The organism is Gemmatimonas sp., from assembly GCF_044376735.1.
Lineage (GTDB): Bacteria > Gemmatimonadota > Gemmatimonadetes > Gemmatimonadales > Gemmatimonadaceae > Gemmatimonas.
The window spans coordinates 19,319-37,340 of the sequence record NZ_JBILKJ010000013.1 but is presented as its reverse complement, the minus strand read 5'-3'; the positions used below and the strand labels follow the sequence as shown (position 1 = coordinate 37,340).

The window sequence follows — 18,022 nt, the reverse complement described above, 5'->3', positions numbered from 1 at the left end:
TTCGGCATGAGCGATTCGGCATGAGCGAGGCGCACGACGCCACGACGAGTGCGGCGGCCATGACAGCCGATCGGGAGGCGTTTCGCGCGTTCCTGCGCGATCACAACCTCCCGGCTACGGCACAGCGTTTGGCGATCGCCGACGTGGTGTTGGGCACCGACCGGCACCTGTCGGCCGAGGATGTGGCGCGCGAGCTGCGCGCCCACGGAGCGACGGCGGGTACGGCGACGGTGTATCGCACCCTCGACGTGCTCGTGCGCAGCGGTCTGGTGGTCGAGCGTGATTTCGGCGAAGGATTCAAGCGCTATGAGGCATCGCGGGGTGTTCCGCACCACGAGCACCTGCTGTGCACGGTGTGTGGCCGGGTCACCGAGTTTCGCGACGAACGATTGGAACGCATGACCACGCTGTTGGCGGAAGCGTATGATTTTTCGCGTCAGCGTCACCGGCTCGTCATTTACGGTCTGTGCGGCAGCTGCCGCCGCGGCCATCCCTCCAGTTCGTCGAGTATACGTCGTGGCTCCTGATTCCCTGACTGTGTTGGTGGCGTTCACCGCGGGGTTGCTGAGCTTTCTCAGCCCGTGTGTGCTTCCCCTGGTGCCGAGTTACATCACGTTCATCACGGGCATGGGGCTCGACGACGTGTCACGCTCCCGACGGGCGGCGTTGACCCACGCGGTGCTGTTCGTGATCGGCTTCTCGTTCATCTTCGTGGCGCTTGGCGCGGGCGCCACGGCGTTCGGGCAGTTGATGCTCGCCTATCGTGTGTGGATCGCCCGCGTGGGCGGGGCCTTGATGGTGCTGATGGGGCTCTGGATGATCGGCCTCCTGAACATCGGCGCGTTGCAGCAGGAACGCCGCGTGCATCTCAGCGACAAGCCTATCGGCTATCTGGGCACGGTCCTGGTGGGCATCGCCTTCGGCGCCGGCTGGACACCGTGTCTTGGTCCGACGCTCGGCGCGATCTTGCTGCTGGCGGCCAACGAGTCACAGCTGGCCAAGGGGATCACGCTCCTCTCGTTCTACTCGCTGGGGCTGGCGGTGCCATTTCTGCTGAGCGCGCTCGCGCTCGAGCACTTCCTCGGGTTCTTCCAGAAGTTCAAGAAGAATCTGGGGCTCGTGAATCGGCTTGCTGGCGTGCTGCTGATCCTGGTGGGTGTGCTGATGTTCACCGGGTGGTTCGAGCGGCTGGCCGCCATTCTGCAACCGCTCACGCCGGCGTTCCTCGTCGAGCGGCTCTAGCCGCTCGTCACGCCGCTTCGATGGCCTCGAGCAGCTGCTGACGCTGCAGCAGCTGCGTGTAGCGTTTCCCGAGACGGACGAGTTCCTCGTGCGTGCCCTGCTCGACGATGCAGCCGTCGTCGAGCACGAGAATATGATCGGCCTCACGCACGGTGCTTACGCGATGCGACGCAATCAGTGCCGTGCGCCCCTGCAACGCGGTCCGCAGCTCGTGGAGGATGGCGGCCTCGGTCTGCGTGTCCACCGCGGAGAGCGCATCGTCGAGCAGCACGACGCGCGGTGACCGGGCCAGGGCACGGGCCAGCGCGGTTCGTTGCTTCTGGCCGCCCGATAGGTTGATGCCACGTTCGCCGAGCCGCGTGTCGAGGCCGTCGGGCAGCGCGGCGATCGTGTCACGTAGCTGCGCGATCGCCGCGGCCTGTTCGAGGCGTTCGCGATCGGGCGCGTCGAGCCCGTAGCCGATGTTCTCGCCCACCGTCTCGCTGAAGAGCAGCGCTTCCTGTGGGACGTAGCCCAGTTCGGCACGGAGTGTGCCGATCGGGAGCTCGCGGATGTCGACGCCGTCGAGCAGCACCTGTCCTTCCTGCGGATCGAAGAAACGCGGGATGAGATCCATAAGGGCGCTCTTGCCGGAGCCGGTGGCGCCGACGATCGCCAGCGTACCACCCGCAGGAATGCGGAAGGACACATCGTGCAGAATCCAGCGCGCGTCGGCCGGGGGAGCGCCGTTGGGCGTCTGCTCATAGTTCGCATCGCGTGCGGCGCCGTCTTCGCTCACGATGACCGGGCGCGGATAGCGGAACGACACGTGCTTGAACTCCACCGTGCGCCCGCCGTGCGGCGCACCAGTGCCGCCGACCGGGAGGGTCGCGGTGCCCGTGTCGCGCACCGCGAGGGGTACCGCGTCGAGCAGTTCGAGTACCCGGGTCATGGATGCGGCGGCGCGCTGAAAGAGGTTGGTGGTCCAACCGAGCGCGATGAGCGGCCAGGTGAGTTGGGCGAGATAGATGCCGAACGCGACGTAGCCGCCGACGGTGACGTCGCCGCGAATGAGCAGCCCTCCACCAACGCCGATCGTGACCGCACCACCCAGGCCGGCCAGCAGGCCGAATCCGGGGTTCATGACCCCGTTCAGCTTGGCGAGGGCCATGTTGGCGGTGAGGTACTCGTCGCCGAGGTGCACGAAACGCGCGGTTTCGGCCTGCTCCTGCCGATAGGCGCGGACCACGCGCACGCCCGAGAGGTTCTCCTGCGCGCGTGTGGTGAGCTGGCTGAATTGCGACTGGACCGCTTCAAAGCGGTCATGCACGCGGCGTCCGAGACGAAGCATGAGTACGGGGAGCCCGATCATGGGCAGCAGCGCGACAGCCGTGAGCAGCGGGCTGATGCGGACCATCATGATCATCGCGAAGAGGGCACCGAAGATGGTGTTCACGAGGTACATCACGGCCGGACCGGCGGCCATGCGAACGGCGCCGAGGTCGTTGGAGAGTCGCGCCATGAGATCCCCGGTGCGCCAGCGGGCGTACCAACTGGCGTCGAGGGTGCTGAGGCGGGCGAAGATGTCGTGGCGGAGGTCGGTTTCGATGCGGCGACTGATCCCATTCAGGAGGAGCCGCATGGTGAAGCGCAGCAGGCCGCTCGCCATGGCCGTGAGCAGCATGAGCCCGCCCAGTCGCACGGTGGCGCCGACTTCGGCACCCGAACGGATCTGGTCCACTCCACGTTGCAGCAGGGACGGAATGACGCTGGCCAGCAAGGCCCCCGCGACCACCGACGAGAGCCCGCACGCAACTTGCCACCGGTACGGGTGGTAGTACGGGAGCAGTCGTCGCAACGCGCGTCCTGTTGGTGTCGGCGAGACTTGGCGTTTATTAGCGTTCATCGTGTGCCGAAAGGCGAACCGCGACGTGTTCGACTGATCTTCCCCTCGCGGGCATGTCCCGCTTCCCTTTGCTCAGGAGTTTCCGTATGCGTGAATCTATTCGTGCGTCACGAGCCACGATGATGCTGGCAGCCCTCTCGCTCGCGGCGCTTGCCGCGTGCGGCGAGAAGGCGCCCGATACGGCCTCCCTGAACGTCGACAGCACACTTGGCCGTGATCTGGCGATGGCCACGGACTCGGCGCAGCCCAAGCTCGCCGACGTGCCGGTGACCCCGCCGCCCGCGCCAGTCGTCGAAGCGCCGGTTCCGGCGCCGGTGCCGGCCCCTGCGCCCAAGCCGGCCGCGCCGCGGCCGCGCCCGCGCCCGACCCCCGTGGCTCCAAAGCCGTCGGCGCCCGAGCCGACGCCCACGCCCGCGCCGACGCCCGCGCCGGCTCCCGTTCCCGTGACGGGCGTGGTGGCATCGGGCACGTCGTTTCGATTTGCCGCGAGCAACAAGGTCTGCAGCAACACGGTGACCGCCGGTGAGAAGTTCACGGCGTCGCTGGAACAGTCGGTGGCGGCGTCGAACGGCGTGGTGATCCCCGACGGCGCGACGGGCACGTTTGAAGTGGTCGACGCGAAGACCGCGAAGAACCCGAACGACCAGACGTCGTTGACGGTGCGGCTGGTGTCGGTGACGTACGGCGGTCGCACGTACCCGCTGGATGCGACGGTGCAGTCGTCGTCGGCGGAGCGGGTGCGCAGCACCACGCGGGGTACGGATGCGCGGAAGGCCGCGGGGGGCGCCATCCTTGGCGCGATCGCCGGCCAGATGATCGGCAAGGATACGAAGGGGACCCTGATCGGTGCCGCCGCCGGTGCAGCGGCCGGCACGGCGGCGGCGGCGGCCACCGCGAACTACGACATGTGCATCAACGCGGGAGCGGCGATCACCGCAACGTTGAACACCGCGGTGACGGTACGACCGGGAGCTACGCCGTAAGGATGACAGCTAGGGGCGCTAAGAGTTTACGGCGCTAAGAGTTTACGGCGCTAAGAGTGAACGGCGCTAAAAGTGAACGGCGCTAAAAGTGAACGGCGCTAAAAGTGAACGGCGCGAAGGTAAGGCGCGCGAGGAGTAAACCGCGCTGCGCACGCCGTTAACTCCTAGCGCTGTTCACTCTTAGCGCCGTTCACTCTTAGCGCCGTTCACTCATAGCGCCGTTCACTTTTAGCGCCGTTCACTCAATGGCGCCGTTCATCCGTCATCCCATCAGTATCCTACCGCGCCCCCGCTTCGTCTCGGCTCCGGCACACCTTCCCATCCCGCCTTCACGCGCATGATCGCGTTGATGTTCACGAGCGCGCGCAGCTTGCGCATGGCGTAGCCCATCTTCGTGAGCGAGTCGAGTACAGCTGGACGAATGCCGCCGTCCTCGTACGTGAGCGAGTCGGGCAGGGCCTGATGGTGCACGCGCGGGGCGCGCATGGCGTCGGCGAGTGTCATGTGATGATCGATCACGTTCAGGATCACTTGCGCGGTACCGGTGATGATCGTGGGGCCACCGGCGGCGCCGACCATCAGGAACACGCGCCCCGTCTTGTCGAGCACGATCGTGGGCGACATCGCGCTGAGCATGCGCTTGCCGGGCTGAATGGCATTCGCTTCGCCCTGCACGAGGCCGTACATGTTGGCCGTCCCGGGTTGCACGGCGAAGTCGTCCATCTCGTCGTTCAGCATGAAACCGGCGCCGCGCACCCACACGCCCGATCCCCACGAGTTGTTCAGCGTGGTCGTTGTGGATACGGCGTTGCCTTTCGCATCGACCACCGCGTAATGCGTCGTGTGTTCCGGTTCGCGCACGGGCTGTCCCATGCGGGGCTCGAGCGACTTCGTAGTGGTGGCGCGCGTGTCATCGATCGTGGCGGCCAGCGTCTTGGCGTAGGCTTTGCTCGTGAGCTGCTCCATGGGCACCTTCACGAACGCCGGGTCACCGAGCTTGCTGTTCCGATCGATGAAGGCCCGCTGGAAGGCACTGCCGACCAGGTGGAACCAGCGCGTGCTGCCGTACGCGGGCACGCTGCTGTACTGCTCGAGCACGTTGAGGGCTTCCGTCATCGTGACACCGCCCGACGACGAGGGCGGCATCGCGAGCAAGCGATAGCCGCGGTACGTACTCGCGATCGGCTTCCGCGACACCGGCGTGTAGGCCTTGAGGTCGGCGCGCGTGATGACGCCGCCACCGCGCGCCTGCTCGGCCACCAGTGAATCGGCGATCCACCCTTCGTAGAACGCGTTCGCGCCGTTGTCGGCGATGGCCTGCAGGGTGCGCGCGAGGTCCGGCTGCACCAGCCGCGCGCCGGCGGGGAGCGCCTTGCCATTCGGGAAGTACGGTGTGACCGGGCTGTTGCGCGAGACCACGGTGGCGGCACGCGACATCGAACCGGCCAACGCGGTGTCGATCACAAACCCGTCGCGCGCGAGCGCAATGGCGGGCTGCATCACGCGCGACAACGGCATCGTGCCATACTGCTTGAGCAGCAGCGTCAGCCCGGCGACGGCGCCGGGCACACCACTCGCCAAGTGGCCTTCGATGCTGCGGTCGGTGACCTTGCCATTGGCATCGACGTACATGTTGCGGGTCGCCGCCAGCGGAGCGACTTCGCGATAGTCGATGGCGGCCGAGCGTCCGTCGGCCATGTGCACGATGGAGTAGCCACCGCCGCCGATGTTGCCCGCCTCCGGCCAGGCGACCGCGAGGGCGAAGCCGAGCGCGACGGCCGCGTCGACGGCGTTGCCGCCGGCCTTCATGATCTCGGCCGCGGCGGCGCTCGCCTCGGGACTATTGCTGACGGCCATCGCCTGCGCAGCGAACGTCGAGGACGCGCCGGTGGGGAGGCGCCAGCCGGCGGGAAACTGCGCGGGTTCACGCGCCGGTTCGGCGCTGCCATCGGTCGGCGGCGTCGTGGTCCGGGCGCAGGCACCCAACAGGCAACAGGAGAGCGTCAGGACGATCGACTTGAACACAGGCATGCGTGATTCGTAGTGAGCGTTGAGGACGAACGGGGTCAGCGATCCGATCCGAAGCCGAGGCGAATGGACGCCCGCGTGGTCCGCACCCGCCACGTGCGGCCGACGCCGTCGGGGAGGTCGGCCTTGGCGTGCCAGCCCATGCCGAACTCCTGCACTAGCGCGATGTGCAGATTGGAGGAGAGGCCATAGCCGAACCCGGCGCCCAGCGTCCCGGAGAGGTCGAACTGCCCCTTCGCGGGCCCGATGGCGATACCGGCTACGCCGGCGCTGTCGGCGCGAAGGCGCATGTCACGGAAGCCGGTGACGCCGCCGGCAGCCTCGAACAGCGTGTGAAAGCCGCCGCCGCCGCTGCTGCGGAACTGGCCCATGAGCGTCCACAGCTGCGTCTGCGCGTCGCAGCCAGTGGCGCACTGGCTCGGCAACGCGGGCGACGTGGGCGGCTTGGCTGCGGTGTAAGTCATCGGGGTCAGCGCGAGGTTGACCACACCGTACCCGGCGGAAACGCCGAGGGTGGTGGCTTCGTCCAGCGCTCGCTCGATCGTGCCGCGCATCTGCCAGAGCGGATCGCTGCCGAACGTCCATTTGGAGCGCGTCGCCCCGTCGCTGATGTCGTTCAGGATCACGGCGGCGGCACCGCCGGAGATCCACCAGCCGGCGTCGGGCTGTCGGGTGGCTGGCCGTCCGCGGATCTGCGCGGTCAGCGTCGTGGCACCCAGGCACATGGCGACCATGGCGGCACCAAGCGCACGCAGGATACCGTGCCGACCATCGGGTTGCGATTCGCGCATGGCGACTCCTAAGTTTGACGAGAGCGACGCAGGCGAGAACTCGCCGTCGCCCGTGCTGCCCGACCCCTCGGCGGCATCCACTGGAACATACCCCGCGCCGCGAGCACAAGACAGCCGATCGCGTGGTGTCCCCCGAACCTGCTCCCGTGCCCGCACCGACACACGATTCACGTGTCACGGAACGTCGCAATCCGCGCACCGTCGATATCGACCTCGCGTCGCCGCTCGCGATTGTGGATCTCCTCAACGCGGAAGACCACGGGGTGGCCGAGGCCGTGGCGACGCAACGCGAGCCGATCGCCGAATCCATCGCGCTGATCGAGGCGGCCTTTCGCCGTGGCGGTCGTCTGTTGTACGTGGGCGCCGGTACGTCGGGGCGGCTCGGGGTGCTCGATGCCAGTGAGTGCCCGCCCACGTTCGGGACCGATCCGGCTATGGTCGTCGGCATCATCGCGGGCGGCGATCGCGCGCTGCGCACGCCGATCGAGGGCGCGGAAGACGATCCGGTGGCTGGCGCGGCCGTCATGGATGCACACGCGGTGCAGTCCGGCGATGTGGTGTGTGGGATCGCGGCCTCGGGGACCACGCCGTTCGTGCGCGGGGCGCTCACGCGCGCGCGGGAACGTGGCGCGCGCACGGTGTTGATCGCGTGTACGGAGCCGCCGGCGGCCATGCGTGCGGTGACGGATATCTGCATCCTGCCGGTGGTCGGACCCGAAGCGCTCACCGGCTCCACGCGACTCAAGGCCGGCACCGCCACCAAGCTCGTGTGCAACCTGCTCACCACCGGTGCGATGATCCGCATCGGTAAGAGCTACGGCAACCTGATGGTCGATCTGCGCGCGACGAATGTGAAATTGCAGGATCGGGCCGAACGCATCGTCATGGAGGTCACCGCATTGTCGCGCGACGAGGCGCGGGCGCTGCTGGTCGAGGCCGACGGTCAGGTCAAGCTGGCGTTGGTGATGCATGCCCTGCATGTCGATGCCGAGACCGCGCGTGTGCAGCTCGAGGCGGGGGAGGGTGTGGTCCGTCGCGTCGTGCCGAACGCACCGCCGCCGGTCGTCTGACGGTGAGCGGCGCCCTCGACGCCCACGGACGTATTCTCGTCGGGCTCATGTCGGGCACGTCGCTTGACGGGATCAGCGCAGCGGTGGCGCAGTTTCGCGACCTGCCGAACGGTCGCGTGCACGGTGAACTGCTGGGGTTCACGCACCGCGCGTATGACCGCGAGGAGCGCGCACGGCTCGAGCAGGCGATGCAGGAGGGCACGGCGCGCGCGTATTGTCGCATGCAGGCCGATGTCGGGGATTGGATGGCCGATGCAGCGCTCGCGGCGATGACCGCTGCCGGTGTGACCGCGCGCGAGGTCGCGGCGGTGGCGTCGCATGGACAGACGCTGTGGCATGAACCCGGGCACAGCACGTGGCAGGTGGGTGACGCGGCCCGCATCGCGGAGCGCACCGGGTGCGACGTGGTGTCGGACTTCCGTGCGCGTGACGTGGCGGCCGGCGGGCAGGGGGCGCCGCTGGTCACGATGGCCGACTGTCTGTTGTTCGCGCATGACACGCAGTGGCGCGCGCTGCAAAACATCGGCGGCATCGGCAACGTGACCGTCGTACCGCCCGCGCCCATGCACGATCGCGGCGGCATGGCATCGGTCCGCGCGTTCGACACCGGCCCCGGTGTGGTGATCATCGACGGGGTGGTCCGGTCGTTGTACGACGGGCTGCCGTACGATCGCGACGGCCTGCTGGCCGCCAATGGCGACGTGCTGGAGTCGGTCGTGGCGGACGCGCTCCGCCATCCGTACTTCGCCGATGCGCCCCCCAAGAGTACGGGGCGCGAGCTGTTTTCCCGGGGCTACATCGCCCGCTTCATCGACGACTGCCGGGCGGCCGGGGCGTCCGCCGCTGACATCGTGGCGACTGCCACCGCGCTGACGGCGCGCTCGGTGGCCGATCAGTATCGCCGGTTCATCCCGGAGCCGGTGCAGGAGGTCGTGCTGTCCGGGGGTGGGGCGCACAATCCGACACTCGTTCGCATGATCGAGGCGGCCGTGGCCCGCGAGAATGGGCCGCGGGTGTGTATCTTTGATGCATTGTATTTCGATGGAGAGGCGAAAGAGGCGGTGGCGTTTGCACTGCTGGGCTTTCTCCACCTGTCGGGCCGCGCCGGCAATGTGCCCAGCGCAACGGGAGCGCGAGGTCCGCGTATCCTTGGTTCGCTCACTCCAGCCGTCCGCTAGTCGCTCATGAGCGAACAGTCCCGTCGTGAACTCGCGCAGCTGCTCATCCCCGTACTCCGTTGGTCGCCGTCGGGCGGCTTTGCCGACATGCGTCCGCTCATCGAGCAGTCGCTCGCCCTCGGCGTCGGTGGCTTTCAGCTCATTGGCGGCGAACAGGATGGCGTGCGGGCGCTCGCCAAGGAACTCCAGATCAAGTCCCGTCATCCGCTGCTGATCACGGCGGATCTGGAACGTGGGGCGGGACAGCAGTTCGCCGGCGCCACCGGGTTGCCGCCGCTCGCGGCCATCACGTCGCTCGATGATATCGAGGCGCTGCGCCGCGCGGCGCGTCTGACGGCCCGGGAGGCGCGCACCATCGGCGTGAATTGGAACCTCGCGCCGGTGTGCGATCTCGATCTGCTCCTCGACAACCCGATCATCGGCACGCGCGCCATGGGCGCCGATGCGCGGAAGGTGGCACAACTCGTGGCCGCGTGGATCGAAGCCTGTCAGGCGGAAGGCGTGCTCGCCTGCGCGAAGCACTTCCCGGGCATGGGGCGCGTAACGCGCGATCCGAATCTCGATGTGCCGGTGGTCGAGACGCCTGCCGATCAGCTCAAGGAGCAGGATATGCAGCCGTTCCGGGCGGCCATCGCCGCCGGTGTGGCGAGCGTGATGACCGCGCACGTCGTGTATCCGGCACTCGACTCGAGTCGGGCGCCGGCGACGCTGTCGCGCGAGATCCTGCAGTGGTTGCTCCGGCAGCAGCTCAAGTTCGACAATCTCATCGTGGCGGACACGATGACGATGGCCGCCGTACTCGAGGGACGCACGGCGGCGGAAACGGCCGTGCTCGCGGTGCGCGCCGGATGTGATGTGCTCATCGGCCCGGGCGATCTGGAAGACGCGCTCATGGCGCTCGAGCGCGCGTACGATGATGGCACGCTGGAGCCCGAGCGCGTGAAGCACTCGGTGCGCCGTCGTCTCAAGTGGGCCCAGTGGGCGTCACCGCCGAACGACTGGCGTCGCCCGAGCGGCGCCGATACCGCGTGGGGTGCGCTGCTGGCCGACAAGGTGCTTCGTGTGGAGTATGGCCCGCTCCCCGTGGTCGGCACGGTCACGGAAATGGCGATCGTCGATGACGATCACGATGCCGATGGCCCGGCGGTGGAGCGCACCGGCATCGCGGAAGCGATGCGTCTTGGCGGCAACGACGCGCGGATCGTCGACGCCCCGACACCGGCGAGCGGCGGCCCCTTCGTGATCGCGCTGTTCGCCGACTACGTGGCCGGCAAGGGACGGACCACGCTGCTCCCGGAGACCGTGGCACGGGTATACACCCTGGTGGCGCAGGCCGACGCGCTGCAGCGCTCGGTGATTCTCATTGGTCTCGGCCATCCGCGCTGGGTCGCACAGCTGGGCATGACCCAGCCCACCGTGCTGGCATGGGGTGGCGATCGCGTGATGCAGCAGGCGGCTGGACGCGGACTGCTGCGCCACCACAAGAAGTAGCGGTCGGCGTTCAGTTCACGAGGTCGAACACGAACCAGGCGACGGCAAGCAGGGCGATGAGGCCCAGCAGCATGAACACCGGTTGCACGGCCCGTCGACGTTCTTCGATCACCGGTTCGGGAGCGCCGAGCCGGGCGCGATCGTCGGGTGCCGGCGCGCGTCCGACCGCCTCCTGCAGCATCGCGCGCGAGGGGACGGGCGTTCCGAACGCCGGCGTCGGGTCACTGCGGAGCGTGGGTCGCGACGCCGGCACCGATTCGCGAACGTCGTCGTTCAGCGTGCCGGCGAGGGGGAACGTGGTGTAGCCGAAGCGGTCGCCATCGCGCGAGGCCCGCAGCGCCTCGCCGTCGAAACGTACGGCGATGACGGTGATGTTGTCGTGGCCACCGCGCTCGTTTGCGCGCTCGACGAGGCGCGTACAGATGGCGCGCATTGTCTGCTCTTCGTTCGATGCGCGCGCGATCTCGTCGGCTCGCACCAAACCCGATAGCCCGTCGCTGCAGAGAATGAGCGTATCGCCGCGACACACCTGCTGATGCGTCAGGTCGATCGTGATCTGCGCGTCTGGGCCGAGCGCCTGCAGAATGATGTTCCGGCGCTCGCTGACCTCCGCTTCTTCCGCGGTGAGTTCGCCCGCTTCCACGAGTCGCTGCATGAGCGACTGATCCTTGGTGAGTTGCTCGATGTGGCCGTCGCGCACGAGGTACGCGCGGCTATCACCGACTTGCACCACGAACAGTCGGTCGTCCAACAGCCCGGCGATCGTAGCGGTGGTGCCCATGCCGCGGTGCTCGGGGTTCTCCCGGGCGTACTGATGAATGCGCGCATTGGCCAACGCGGTGGCGTCGCGCAGCGTTTCGGCAAACGCCAGGGGCGACGGGTCCATGGCCGTCCACGTACCCTGCAGCGCGTCCAGCACGACGCTCCCGGCCATGCTGCTGGCGAGCTCACCGGAGGCGGCGCCGCCCATCCCGTCGGCCACGAGAAACAGCACCCCATGCGGATCGATCGGGATGTCGTGGGAGCCGTCGGCGAAATCGAACGGGGTTCCCGATTCGAGGTCCGCCACGAGGAACGTGTCCTCGTTATGCTCCCGCGTGCGTCCGACGTCCGTGAGCGCGAAGACCCGCGCGACCACACGGTGGTCGCCCGGCGTACGTTGGGTGGGTGAGGCGGGAGCGGTCACAGCATCATGGAGCGGGCCGGTTCGCACAGGGGGGACAGCTGTCCGTACGGACGCGGGCGCCGGGAGTTGCACTCCTCCGCGCCCGGAGTCCGGGTCGGCCCCGACTCCGTCTCCGGCGGCCGATCCGTGAACACGTGATAATGGGGCACGTTGGAGCGCTGGGTCAAATCACCGGCGGAGATTTGGCCGATTTGACCCGCAGCAAGCGCGTCCGGTCCCAGTAACTTTTCAGCGGCCCGGAAACACCGACGGATCTGCGGCTGGACGCCTGTCCCGCCGACCATCAGCTTCGGTTGAATGATGAACAGCTCCGTACCCATGCCAAGGCCTCGTTCGCTGCTGCTACTCGGCGCGGCGCTCGTGTCAGGCGCCTGTGCCCCCCCGACCACGGCAGGAGCGCCGCCGACGCCGATGGTGGTGCCACCGGTGATCGTGGCGGGCTTGCCGCCCGTACCTGCGGTCCGCGGCGCACCGATCGACGTGCGTGTCCGCTACCCGGTCGATAATCAGCTGCTCACCAGCCGGGATTCCAACTTCGTGCTGGGGAGTGTCGGCACGGGCGATGCGTCGCTGGCGATCAATGGACAGACGGTCCCGGTCGCGCCGAACGGTGCATTTCTGGCGTGGCTCCCCAATCCGCCCGCGGGCGCACTGCGCTATGACGTGGTGGTCGCACGCGCTGCCGACACGGTGCGTCGCACGGTCCGCGTGCGCGTGCCGGTGCGGACGCCGTTGCCCGGTGCGGGAACGCTGCGGGTGGACAGCGGCTCGGTGCTGCCGGGGCGTGGTCTCTGGGCCAAGCGCGACGATTACGTGCGGGTCAGTGTGCGGGCGCCGGCGAACGCAGTGGTACTGGTGGAGGGCAGCGACCGCGTGCGGCGGCCACTGATACGCGGGACTGGCCTCGTGGCCGCCCCGAGTGTGGCCCCCTCCACTGCTGTTGTCGATGCGAACGACGATGACCTGTCGGCCGTGTTCGCGACCGATCTTGCCGCGCGCCTGCTGGCCGACAGCGCTCGCCCAGCGCGGTTGTTCGCGATACGCGGCAACGACACGGTGCGGCTGAATGTGCCGCTCGTGCGCGCGTTGCCGGCGGACACCCGCGTGCTGGCGATGCTGCGCAGCCCGTCCACGATAGGCAGCGACACGGACCGTGTGGTGAACGCCCGTACCATCGTGGATGGGACTTACAAGTGGATGTTGTTGAACGGCACGATCGTGGAGGTCACCGGCCGGAGTCAGGGATTCACGCGCATCCGTCTTGACGGGACGCTGGATGTGTGGGTGGACAGCGATGATCTCGTGCTGCTCCCCGACGGGGCCGCGATGCCGCGACGGGTGACCGGCGGGTTCCGCGTCACGCCTAGCGCCGAGTGGGTCGATGTCGCGATCTCGACGGGTGATCGCCCCGCGCATCTGGTGGAGCCGGATGGACGCACGCTGGTGCTCACGTTGTACGGGGTGCAGGCCAACCCCGAGATCTCGCCGATCTTCGGCAACGACACCCTCGTGCGTCGCATGAGCTGGGATCAGGTCACGAGCGATCGGGTGCGCATCACGCTCACGCTCTCGCAGCCGGTGTTCGGCTGGCAGTCGATCTGGGACGAGAGTCGCCGGCAGTTCGTGCTGCGGGTGCGCCGCCCACCGCTGATCGATGCGGCGAATCCGCTGCGCGGTCTCACGATTGCCGTCGATCCGGGACATCCGCCCGCCGGCGCGACGGGACCGACCGGCCTGTACGAAGGGGATGCGGTCTTTCCGGTGGGTGAGCAGGTCGCCCAGCTCTTGCGCGCGCGCGGGGCGAATGTCGTGATGACACGCACCTCGCTCGCGCCGGTCGGTCTCACCGAGCGCGGCGTCACGGCGCGTCGCGCCAGTGCGCACGCGTTCATCTCCGTGCATCTGAACGCACTGCCCGACGGCGTGAATCCGTTCACGGCCAACGGCACGAGCACGCTGTTCTATCACCAAAACAGCGAGCCGCTCGCCCGCCCGGTGCAGGAGGAACTCATGAAGCGCTTCGGCTTGCGCGACCTCGGCGTGCACTACCAGAACCTCGCCGTCGCGCGGCCCACGTGGTATCCGTCGGTGCTGGCCGAGGGGTTGTTCCTCATGCTGCCCGAGCAGGAAGCGGCCATGCGCGACGCGGGCTTCCAGCGGAAATACGCCGAAGGGCTCGTGGTGGGACTCGAGCGGTACTTCCGAATTTTTACGCCCGTGCTGCAGCCGTGATGTGTGTGAGGCGCGTGACCCGCGCGTGGCAACGTACCGGCACGCGGCTCGCGGTCGTGCTCGCCGCCGCGTTCGGCGTGCTGCTGTCGTTCGCCCCGCCGGCCATGGCGCAGGTCGATCCGCGGGGGGCGATGCGTACCATCGCCATGCCGCATTTTCGCGTGCACTTCCGCCCCGACCACGAAGCGTTGGCGCGACGCGCGGCGTTGCTGGCGGAGGTGGCGTATGCGCAGCTGTCGCGCGAGCTCGCACCGCCGTCGGGTCCGGTGGATCTGCTCATTGCCGACAACGTGGACGCCAGCAACGGGTACGCGCAGGTGTTTCCCACGAATCGCGTGGTGATCTATGCCGTTCCACCGGTCGCGCAGCGCGAGTTGCGCTTTCACGACGACTGGCTGCGCATGGTGATCACGCATGAGATGGCGCACATCTTCCAGATCGATCGCGCGCGTGGGGCGTGGATGGTGGGTCGCGCGGTGTTTGGCCGGAATCCCTTGTTCTTTCCCAATGCGCTCACGCCGAGTTGGGTGAAAGAGGGATTGGCGGTGCACTACGAGTCGAAGCTCACGGGCAGTGGCCGCAACGTGAGCACCGACTTTCCGATGGTGGCACGCACGGCCGTTCGCGATGCGTTCGTCCCCGGTCCTCAGCGATGGAGCCTGTCCACGTCTCAGTTTCCCGGCGGACAGACGGCCTATGCGTGGGGATCGCTGGTGATGCAGCGCGCGGCCATGCAGCGCGACGGCGGGATGCAGCGCTTCGTGGACATCACCGCCGCGAACGTGGTGCCGTTTCTGCTGAGCCGGAACAGTCGCCAGGCGTTTGGCCGGTCGTTCGATGGGCTGTTTGCACAGCTGACCGATTCGCTGCGGCGTGTGTCGTGGGCACTGCCCGGCGACAGTGCGTGGCACGCGGTGAGTGCCGACGGGTGGTATGCGACGGCACCGCGATGGGTGGGCACCGACTCGATCGTGTGGAGCGCCAGCACCGGCCGCGAGGTGACGGGGATGTACATCGCGCCGGCTGACCGCGGTGGGGCGAGCGCGCCGCATCGATTGGCGTGGCGCAACACGCTGGACGTGAACGTGCCCGTCCCCGGTGACGGGAGCGGGACGCTGGTGTTCGCCCAGTCGGAGCGCCTGGATCCGTACGTGGTGCGCTCGGATCTGTATCGCTCGCGCCGAGCCTATGGCGGGGCGGATCGCGGTGGTGAAACGCGGCTCACCCAAGGCGCCCGACTCACACAGCCCGATGTACGCGCCGATGGCAGTATCGTGGCCGTGCAGCTGGACGCGGCGCGAACGCGTCTGGTGCGGGTGAGTGCATCGGGCGAGAGTATCGTGCCGATCACGGCGGATGCCACGTGGGAGCGATGGGCCGAGCCACGCTGGTCGCCCGACGGGCAGCGCATTGCGGCGGTGCAGCTGCTCCCCACTGGTGAGCAGCGCGTGGTGGTGTTGGACGTGAATGGCGATCTACAGATCGCCGTGGCCGGGGCCCGCGGCGTGTTTGCGAGCCCGAGCTTCACCCCCGATGGCCGGCGTCTGGTGTGGGTGAGCGATCGCAGCGGACGCTCGCAGCTGGAGACCGCGCCGATCGCCGCACGCGGCGCGCCGATCGACACGATGCGCTGGCGCGAGGAGCGCGACGACGTGCGCGTGGCCTCGTCGGTGAGCGGCGGCATCTTCGAGCCCACGGTGTCGCCCGATGGCACCAGGGTGGCCGCGCTGTTCTATCGGGTCGACGGGTATCACGTATCGTGGGCACCACTCGATACCACCGGCCCGATCGCGCGCTCGGCGTGGTATCCACCCACGAACGTGACCGACGTGTCGGTGCCAACCGCGACCGAGCTGGGCGCCCGCGCAGATTCGGCCGTGGCCACGCGCTACGCGCCGCTGCGCCAGCTGATGCCGCGCTACTGGATGCCGCTGGTTGGTGAAGGACGCGATGGCGGTGCGACGTACGGTGCCTCCAGCAGTGGCGTGGATATTCTCGGACGGCATTCCTGGGCGGCCGGTGCGCTGGTGCAGCCGCAGCTTCGCGAGACGGATGCGTTCGCGTCGTACCGTTACGCCGGTCTCGGCATTCAGCTGCTGGACGTGTCGGCGCAGCAGGAGTGGGACGGTACGTTCCGTGCGACGAGCGACTCGGGGGTCACGCTGGGCTTCATCGCCCGGCGGCGTCGCTTCCTGACGGGCTCCAGCACGTGGCGCGTGCCGCGCGTGCGCCGCTCAATCAGCGGGACGATCGGTGCGCAGTACGAATTGCGTGACTTCACGAGCGACGTAGACTCGGCACTCGGCGCACCGAACTCGCTGTTGCGCACCGGTACGCGGTACGGCTCGTTCTTCGCCAGCGGCAGCGTGAGCACAGCACGTCTCGGCCTACGCGGTATCTCGGTGGAAGAAGGCTTCACGCTGACCGGCAGCACGGCGTACCGCTGGCGCGAGAACGATCCCACCGCGTCGGGTGCGTGGCGCTCGATCGTGGGTGCGCGACAGTACCTGCCGCTGAACCTGCCGGGCTTCTCGCGTCATGTGATCGCGACACGCGCCACGATCGGCGTGGCGCAGCAATCGTCGACCAGCGAGTTCAGCGTGGGGGGCACGAGCGGGCAGTCGGCGGAGCTGCTACCGGGGGTGGCGCTCGGTGATCCGTCGCGCACGTTCTCGTTGCGTGGCGTGGCGCCGGGTACGCAGCGCGGGATTCGCGCGCTGGCGGGTGGGGTGGAGTATCGGGCGCCGCTGGTGATGTTCAAGCGGTTGCCGAGTCCGTTCACGCTGTTCGTGGATCGGCTGTCAATGACGCTGTTCAGCGACGCGGCGCGGGCGTGGTGTCCGGGGGCGTTGGCGCGGTCGGCGAACGTCGTGTGCGAGCGACCGGGTCGGCGCGACGGGTGGCTGGCCTCGGCGGGGGCCGAGGTGGTGGTGGACCTGGCGGTGCAGTACGACGTGCCGTATCGCTTGCGGATCGGTGCCGCGGCCCCGTATGTGGCGCCACGCGATGTGTCGCGTGGTGGTGCGTTCTACGTGACGTTGGGTGGGTACTTCTGAGTACCCCGTACTCCATACCCTCACTGTCTTTATGTCAGCATTCTGGATCCATGAGTCGGCGGTCGTCGTCGGTGATGTGTCACTCGCCGATGACGTGAGCGTGTGGCCCACCGCGGTGATTCGCGGCGATGTGGAACGCATCGTGATCGGGGCGCGCAGCAACGTGCAGGATGGCGCGGTGATTCACGCCGATCCGGGGACGCCGACGATCGTGGGGGAGGATTGCGTGATCGGGCATCGGGCGGTGGTGCATGGCACGATCCTGGAAGACGGCGTGCTGGTGGGGATGGGGGCGATCCTGCTCAACCGCGTGCGGGTGGGGCGGGGGAGCATCATCGCGGCCGGCGCGGTGGTGACGGAGGGCACGCAGGTGCCGCCGGGGTCGCTGGTGGTGGGAGTGCCGGGGAAGGTGGTGCGGCAGTTGAGTGCGGCGCAGCAGGCGGGGACGTTGGACAATGCGGCGCGGTATGTCGCGCTCAAGGAGCTGCACCGGCAGGGGTCACTGTTGCGGCACCACTCGTGACAGCGAGCAACGGCGTGCTTGCGGTGTGACTGCAAGCAAGCGTGCTCTGGCGGACCGTGTGCGAACGTGATGCGGGCGCCGCGGCGCGTGTCGGCGTGCTGTACCGATGCTGCGGTGATCGGTTGGTGGTGCACGTCCACAACCGATTGACGTGTATGCGGTTGTGCGATGCTGTCGGCACTGTCGAGACAGCGTGGCCCTGACAGAACGGTTGTGTCCGCTCCCGATTGACACGGCGCCTGCTCACAAAAGCCGACGTCGGTGGACAACTTCTGGGGTGTCGCAGTTCCGTGATCTGTCTTGCACAACGCGTTCGCCGAGAACGACTTACGGCCCTACTTGTGCGGCTTCACGAAC

The 18,022-nt window shown here is 68.1% G+C and carries 13 protein-coding genes; 9 read left to right on the top strand and 4 right to left on the bottom strand.

The features are described from left to right. Positions 1-20 precede the first annotated feature (20 nt). Together ACIRA7_RS03655 and ACIRA7_RS03650 are read left to right on the top strand one after the other, a co-directional pair. Positions 21-527 carry a Fur family transcriptional regulator gene (locus ACIRA7_RS03655; RefSeq protein WP_396219454.1) on the top strand — a complete coding sequence of 169 codons (507 nt, stop codon included), beginning with the start codon at positions 21-23 and terminating at the stop codon, positions 525-527. After that, a complete protein-coding gene (locus ACIRA7_RS03650) occupies positions 517-1,242 on the top strand; it encodes a cytochrome c biogenesis CcdA family protein (RefSeq protein ID WP_396219453.1) in 726 nt (241 codons plus the stop codon). The genes ACIRA7_RS03655 and ACIRA7_RS03650 overlap by 11 nt, the downstream gene beginning before the upstream one ends. A 7-nt stretch (positions 1,243-1,249) precedes the next feature. On the opposite strand, the gene ACIRA7_RS03645 is transcribed toward ACIRA7_RS03650, so the two are convergent. Further along, positions 1,250-3,079 (bottom strand): ABC transporter ATP-binding protein, encoded by a 1,830-nt coding sequence (locus tag ACIRA7_RS03645; RefSeq protein WP_396219452.1) that lies wholly within the window; start codon positions 3,077-3,079, stop codon positions 1,250-1,252. 134 nt (positions 3,080-3,213) lie between these two features. Here ACIRA7_RS03645 and ACIRA7_RS03640 point away from each other — a divergent pair, with 134 nt between their 5' ends. Further along, positions 3,214-4,110, top strand: a complete 897-nt coding sequence (locus tag ACIRA7_RS03640) for a glycine zipper 2TM domain-containing protein (RefSeq protein WP_396219451.1) — start codon at positions 3,214-3,216, stop codon at positions 4,108-4,110. A 270-nt stretch (positions 4,111-4,380) separates the two neighbouring features. On the opposite strand, the gene ggt is transcribed toward ACIRA7_RS03640, so the two are convergent. Beyond that, positions 4,381-6,141, bottom strand: coding sequence for a gamma-glutamyltransferase (gene ggt, locus ACIRA7_RS03635; RefSeq protein WP_396219450.1), 1,761 nt, complete (start codon positions 6,139-6,141; stop codon positions 4,381-4,383). A gap of 35 nt (positions 6,142-6,176) precedes the next feature. Next, positions 6,177-6,929 (bottom strand): hypothetical protein, encoded by a 753-nt coding sequence (locus ACIRA7_RS03630; RefSeq protein ID WP_396219449.1) that lies wholly within the window; start codon positions 6,927-6,929, stop codon positions 6,177-6,179. 146 nt (positions 6,930-7,075) lie between these two features. Between ACIRA7_RS03630 and murQ the strand changes: the two genes are divergently transcribed. Genes murQ through ACIRA7_RS03615 form a run of 3 tightly spaced genes read left to right on the top strand, consistent with a single transcriptional unit; the run spans position 7,076 to position 10,668 of the window. Further along, a complete protein-coding gene (gene murQ / locus ACIRA7_RS03625; protein WP_396219448.1) occupies positions 7,076-7,999 on the top strand; it encodes an N-acetylmuramic acid 6-phosphate etherase in 924 nt (307 codons plus the stop codon). A 2-nt stretch (positions 8,000-8,001) separates the two neighbouring features. Then, positions 8,002-9,177: an anhydro-N-acetylmuramic acid kinase gene (locus ACIRA7_RS03620; RefSeq protein ID WP_396219447.1), complete on the top strand. Its 1,176-nt coding sequence runs from the start codon at positions 8,002-8,004 to the stop codon at positions 9,175-9,177. Positions 9,178-9,183: 6 nt separating this feature from the next. Then, on the top strand, positions 9,184-10,668 hold the full coding sequence (locus ACIRA7_RS03615; protein WP_396219446.1) for a glycoside hydrolase family 3 protein: 1,485 nt from the start codon (positions 9,184-9,186) through the stop codon (positions 10,666-10,668). 10 nt (positions 10,669-10,678) lie between these two features. On the opposite strand, the gene ACIRA7_RS03610 is transcribed toward ACIRA7_RS03615, so the two are convergent. Beyond that, positions 10,679-11,854 (bottom strand): PP2C family protein-serine/threonine phosphatase, encoded by a 1,176-nt coding sequence (locus ACIRA7_RS03610; protein WP_396219445.1) that lies wholly within the window; start codon positions 11,852-11,854, stop codon positions 10,679-10,681. Positions 11,855-12,172: 318 nt separating this feature from the next. Here ACIRA7_RS03610 and ACIRA7_RS03605 point away from each other — a divergent pair, with 318 nt between their 5' ends. From ACIRA7_RS03605 to ACIRA7_RS03595, 3 genes are read left to right on the top strand one after another with little or no spacing between them, the layout of a single operon-like run. Continuing rightward, positions 12,173-14,086: an N-acetylmuramoyl-L-alanine amidase gene (locus tag ACIRA7_RS03605; RefSeq protein ID WP_396219444.1), complete on the top strand. Its 1,914-nt coding sequence runs from the start codon at positions 12,173-12,175 to the stop codon at positions 14,084-14,086. A 14-nt stretch (positions 14,087-14,100) separates the two neighbouring features. Next, positions 14,101-17,142, top strand: coding sequence for a hypothetical protein (locus tag ACIRA7_RS03600; RefSeq protein ID WP_396219443.1), 3,042 nt, complete (start codon positions 14,101-14,103; stop codon positions 17,140-17,142). A 31-nt stretch (positions 17,143-17,173) separates the two neighbouring features. Next, positions 17,174-17,665, top strand: coding sequence for a gamma carbonic anhydrase family protein (locus ACIRA7_RS03595; RefSeq protein WP_396219442.1), 492 nt, complete (start codon positions 17,174-17,176; stop codon positions 17,663-17,665). Positions 17,666-18,022 lie beyond the last annotated feature (357 nt).

Excerpts from the sequence above, each read along its gene's own strand:
- ACIRA7_RS03655 (WP_396219454.1), top strand. The coding sequence starts at position 21 with ATGAGCGAGGCGCACGACGCCACGACGAGTGCGGCGGCCATGACAGCC.
- ACIRA7_RS03640 (WP_396219451.1), top strand. The coding sequence starts at position 3,214 with ATGCGTGAATCTATTCGTGCGTCACGAGCCACGATGATGCTGGCAGCC.
- ggt (WP_396219450.1), bottom strand. The coding sequence starts at position 6,141 with ATGCCTGTGTTCAAGTCGATCGTCCTGACGCTCTCCTGTTGCCTGTTG.
- ACIRA7_RS03630 (WP_396219449.1), bottom strand. The coding sequence starts at position 6,929 with ATGCGCGAATCGCAACCCGATGGTCGGCACGGTATCCTGCGTGCGCTT.
- ACIRA7_RS03615 (WP_396219446.1), top strand. The coding sequence starts at position 9,184 with ATGAGCGAACAGTCCCGTCGTGAACTCGCGCAGCTGCTCATCCCCGTA.
- ACIRA7_RS03605 (WP_396219444.1), top strand. The coding sequence starts at position 12,173 with ATGCCAAGGCCTCGTTCGCTGCTGCTACTCGGCGCGGCGCTCGTGTCA.
- ACIRA7_RS03595 (WP_396219442.1), top strand. The coding sequence starts at position 17,174 with ATGTCAGCATTCTGGATCCATGAGTCGGCGGTCGTCGTCGGTGATGTG.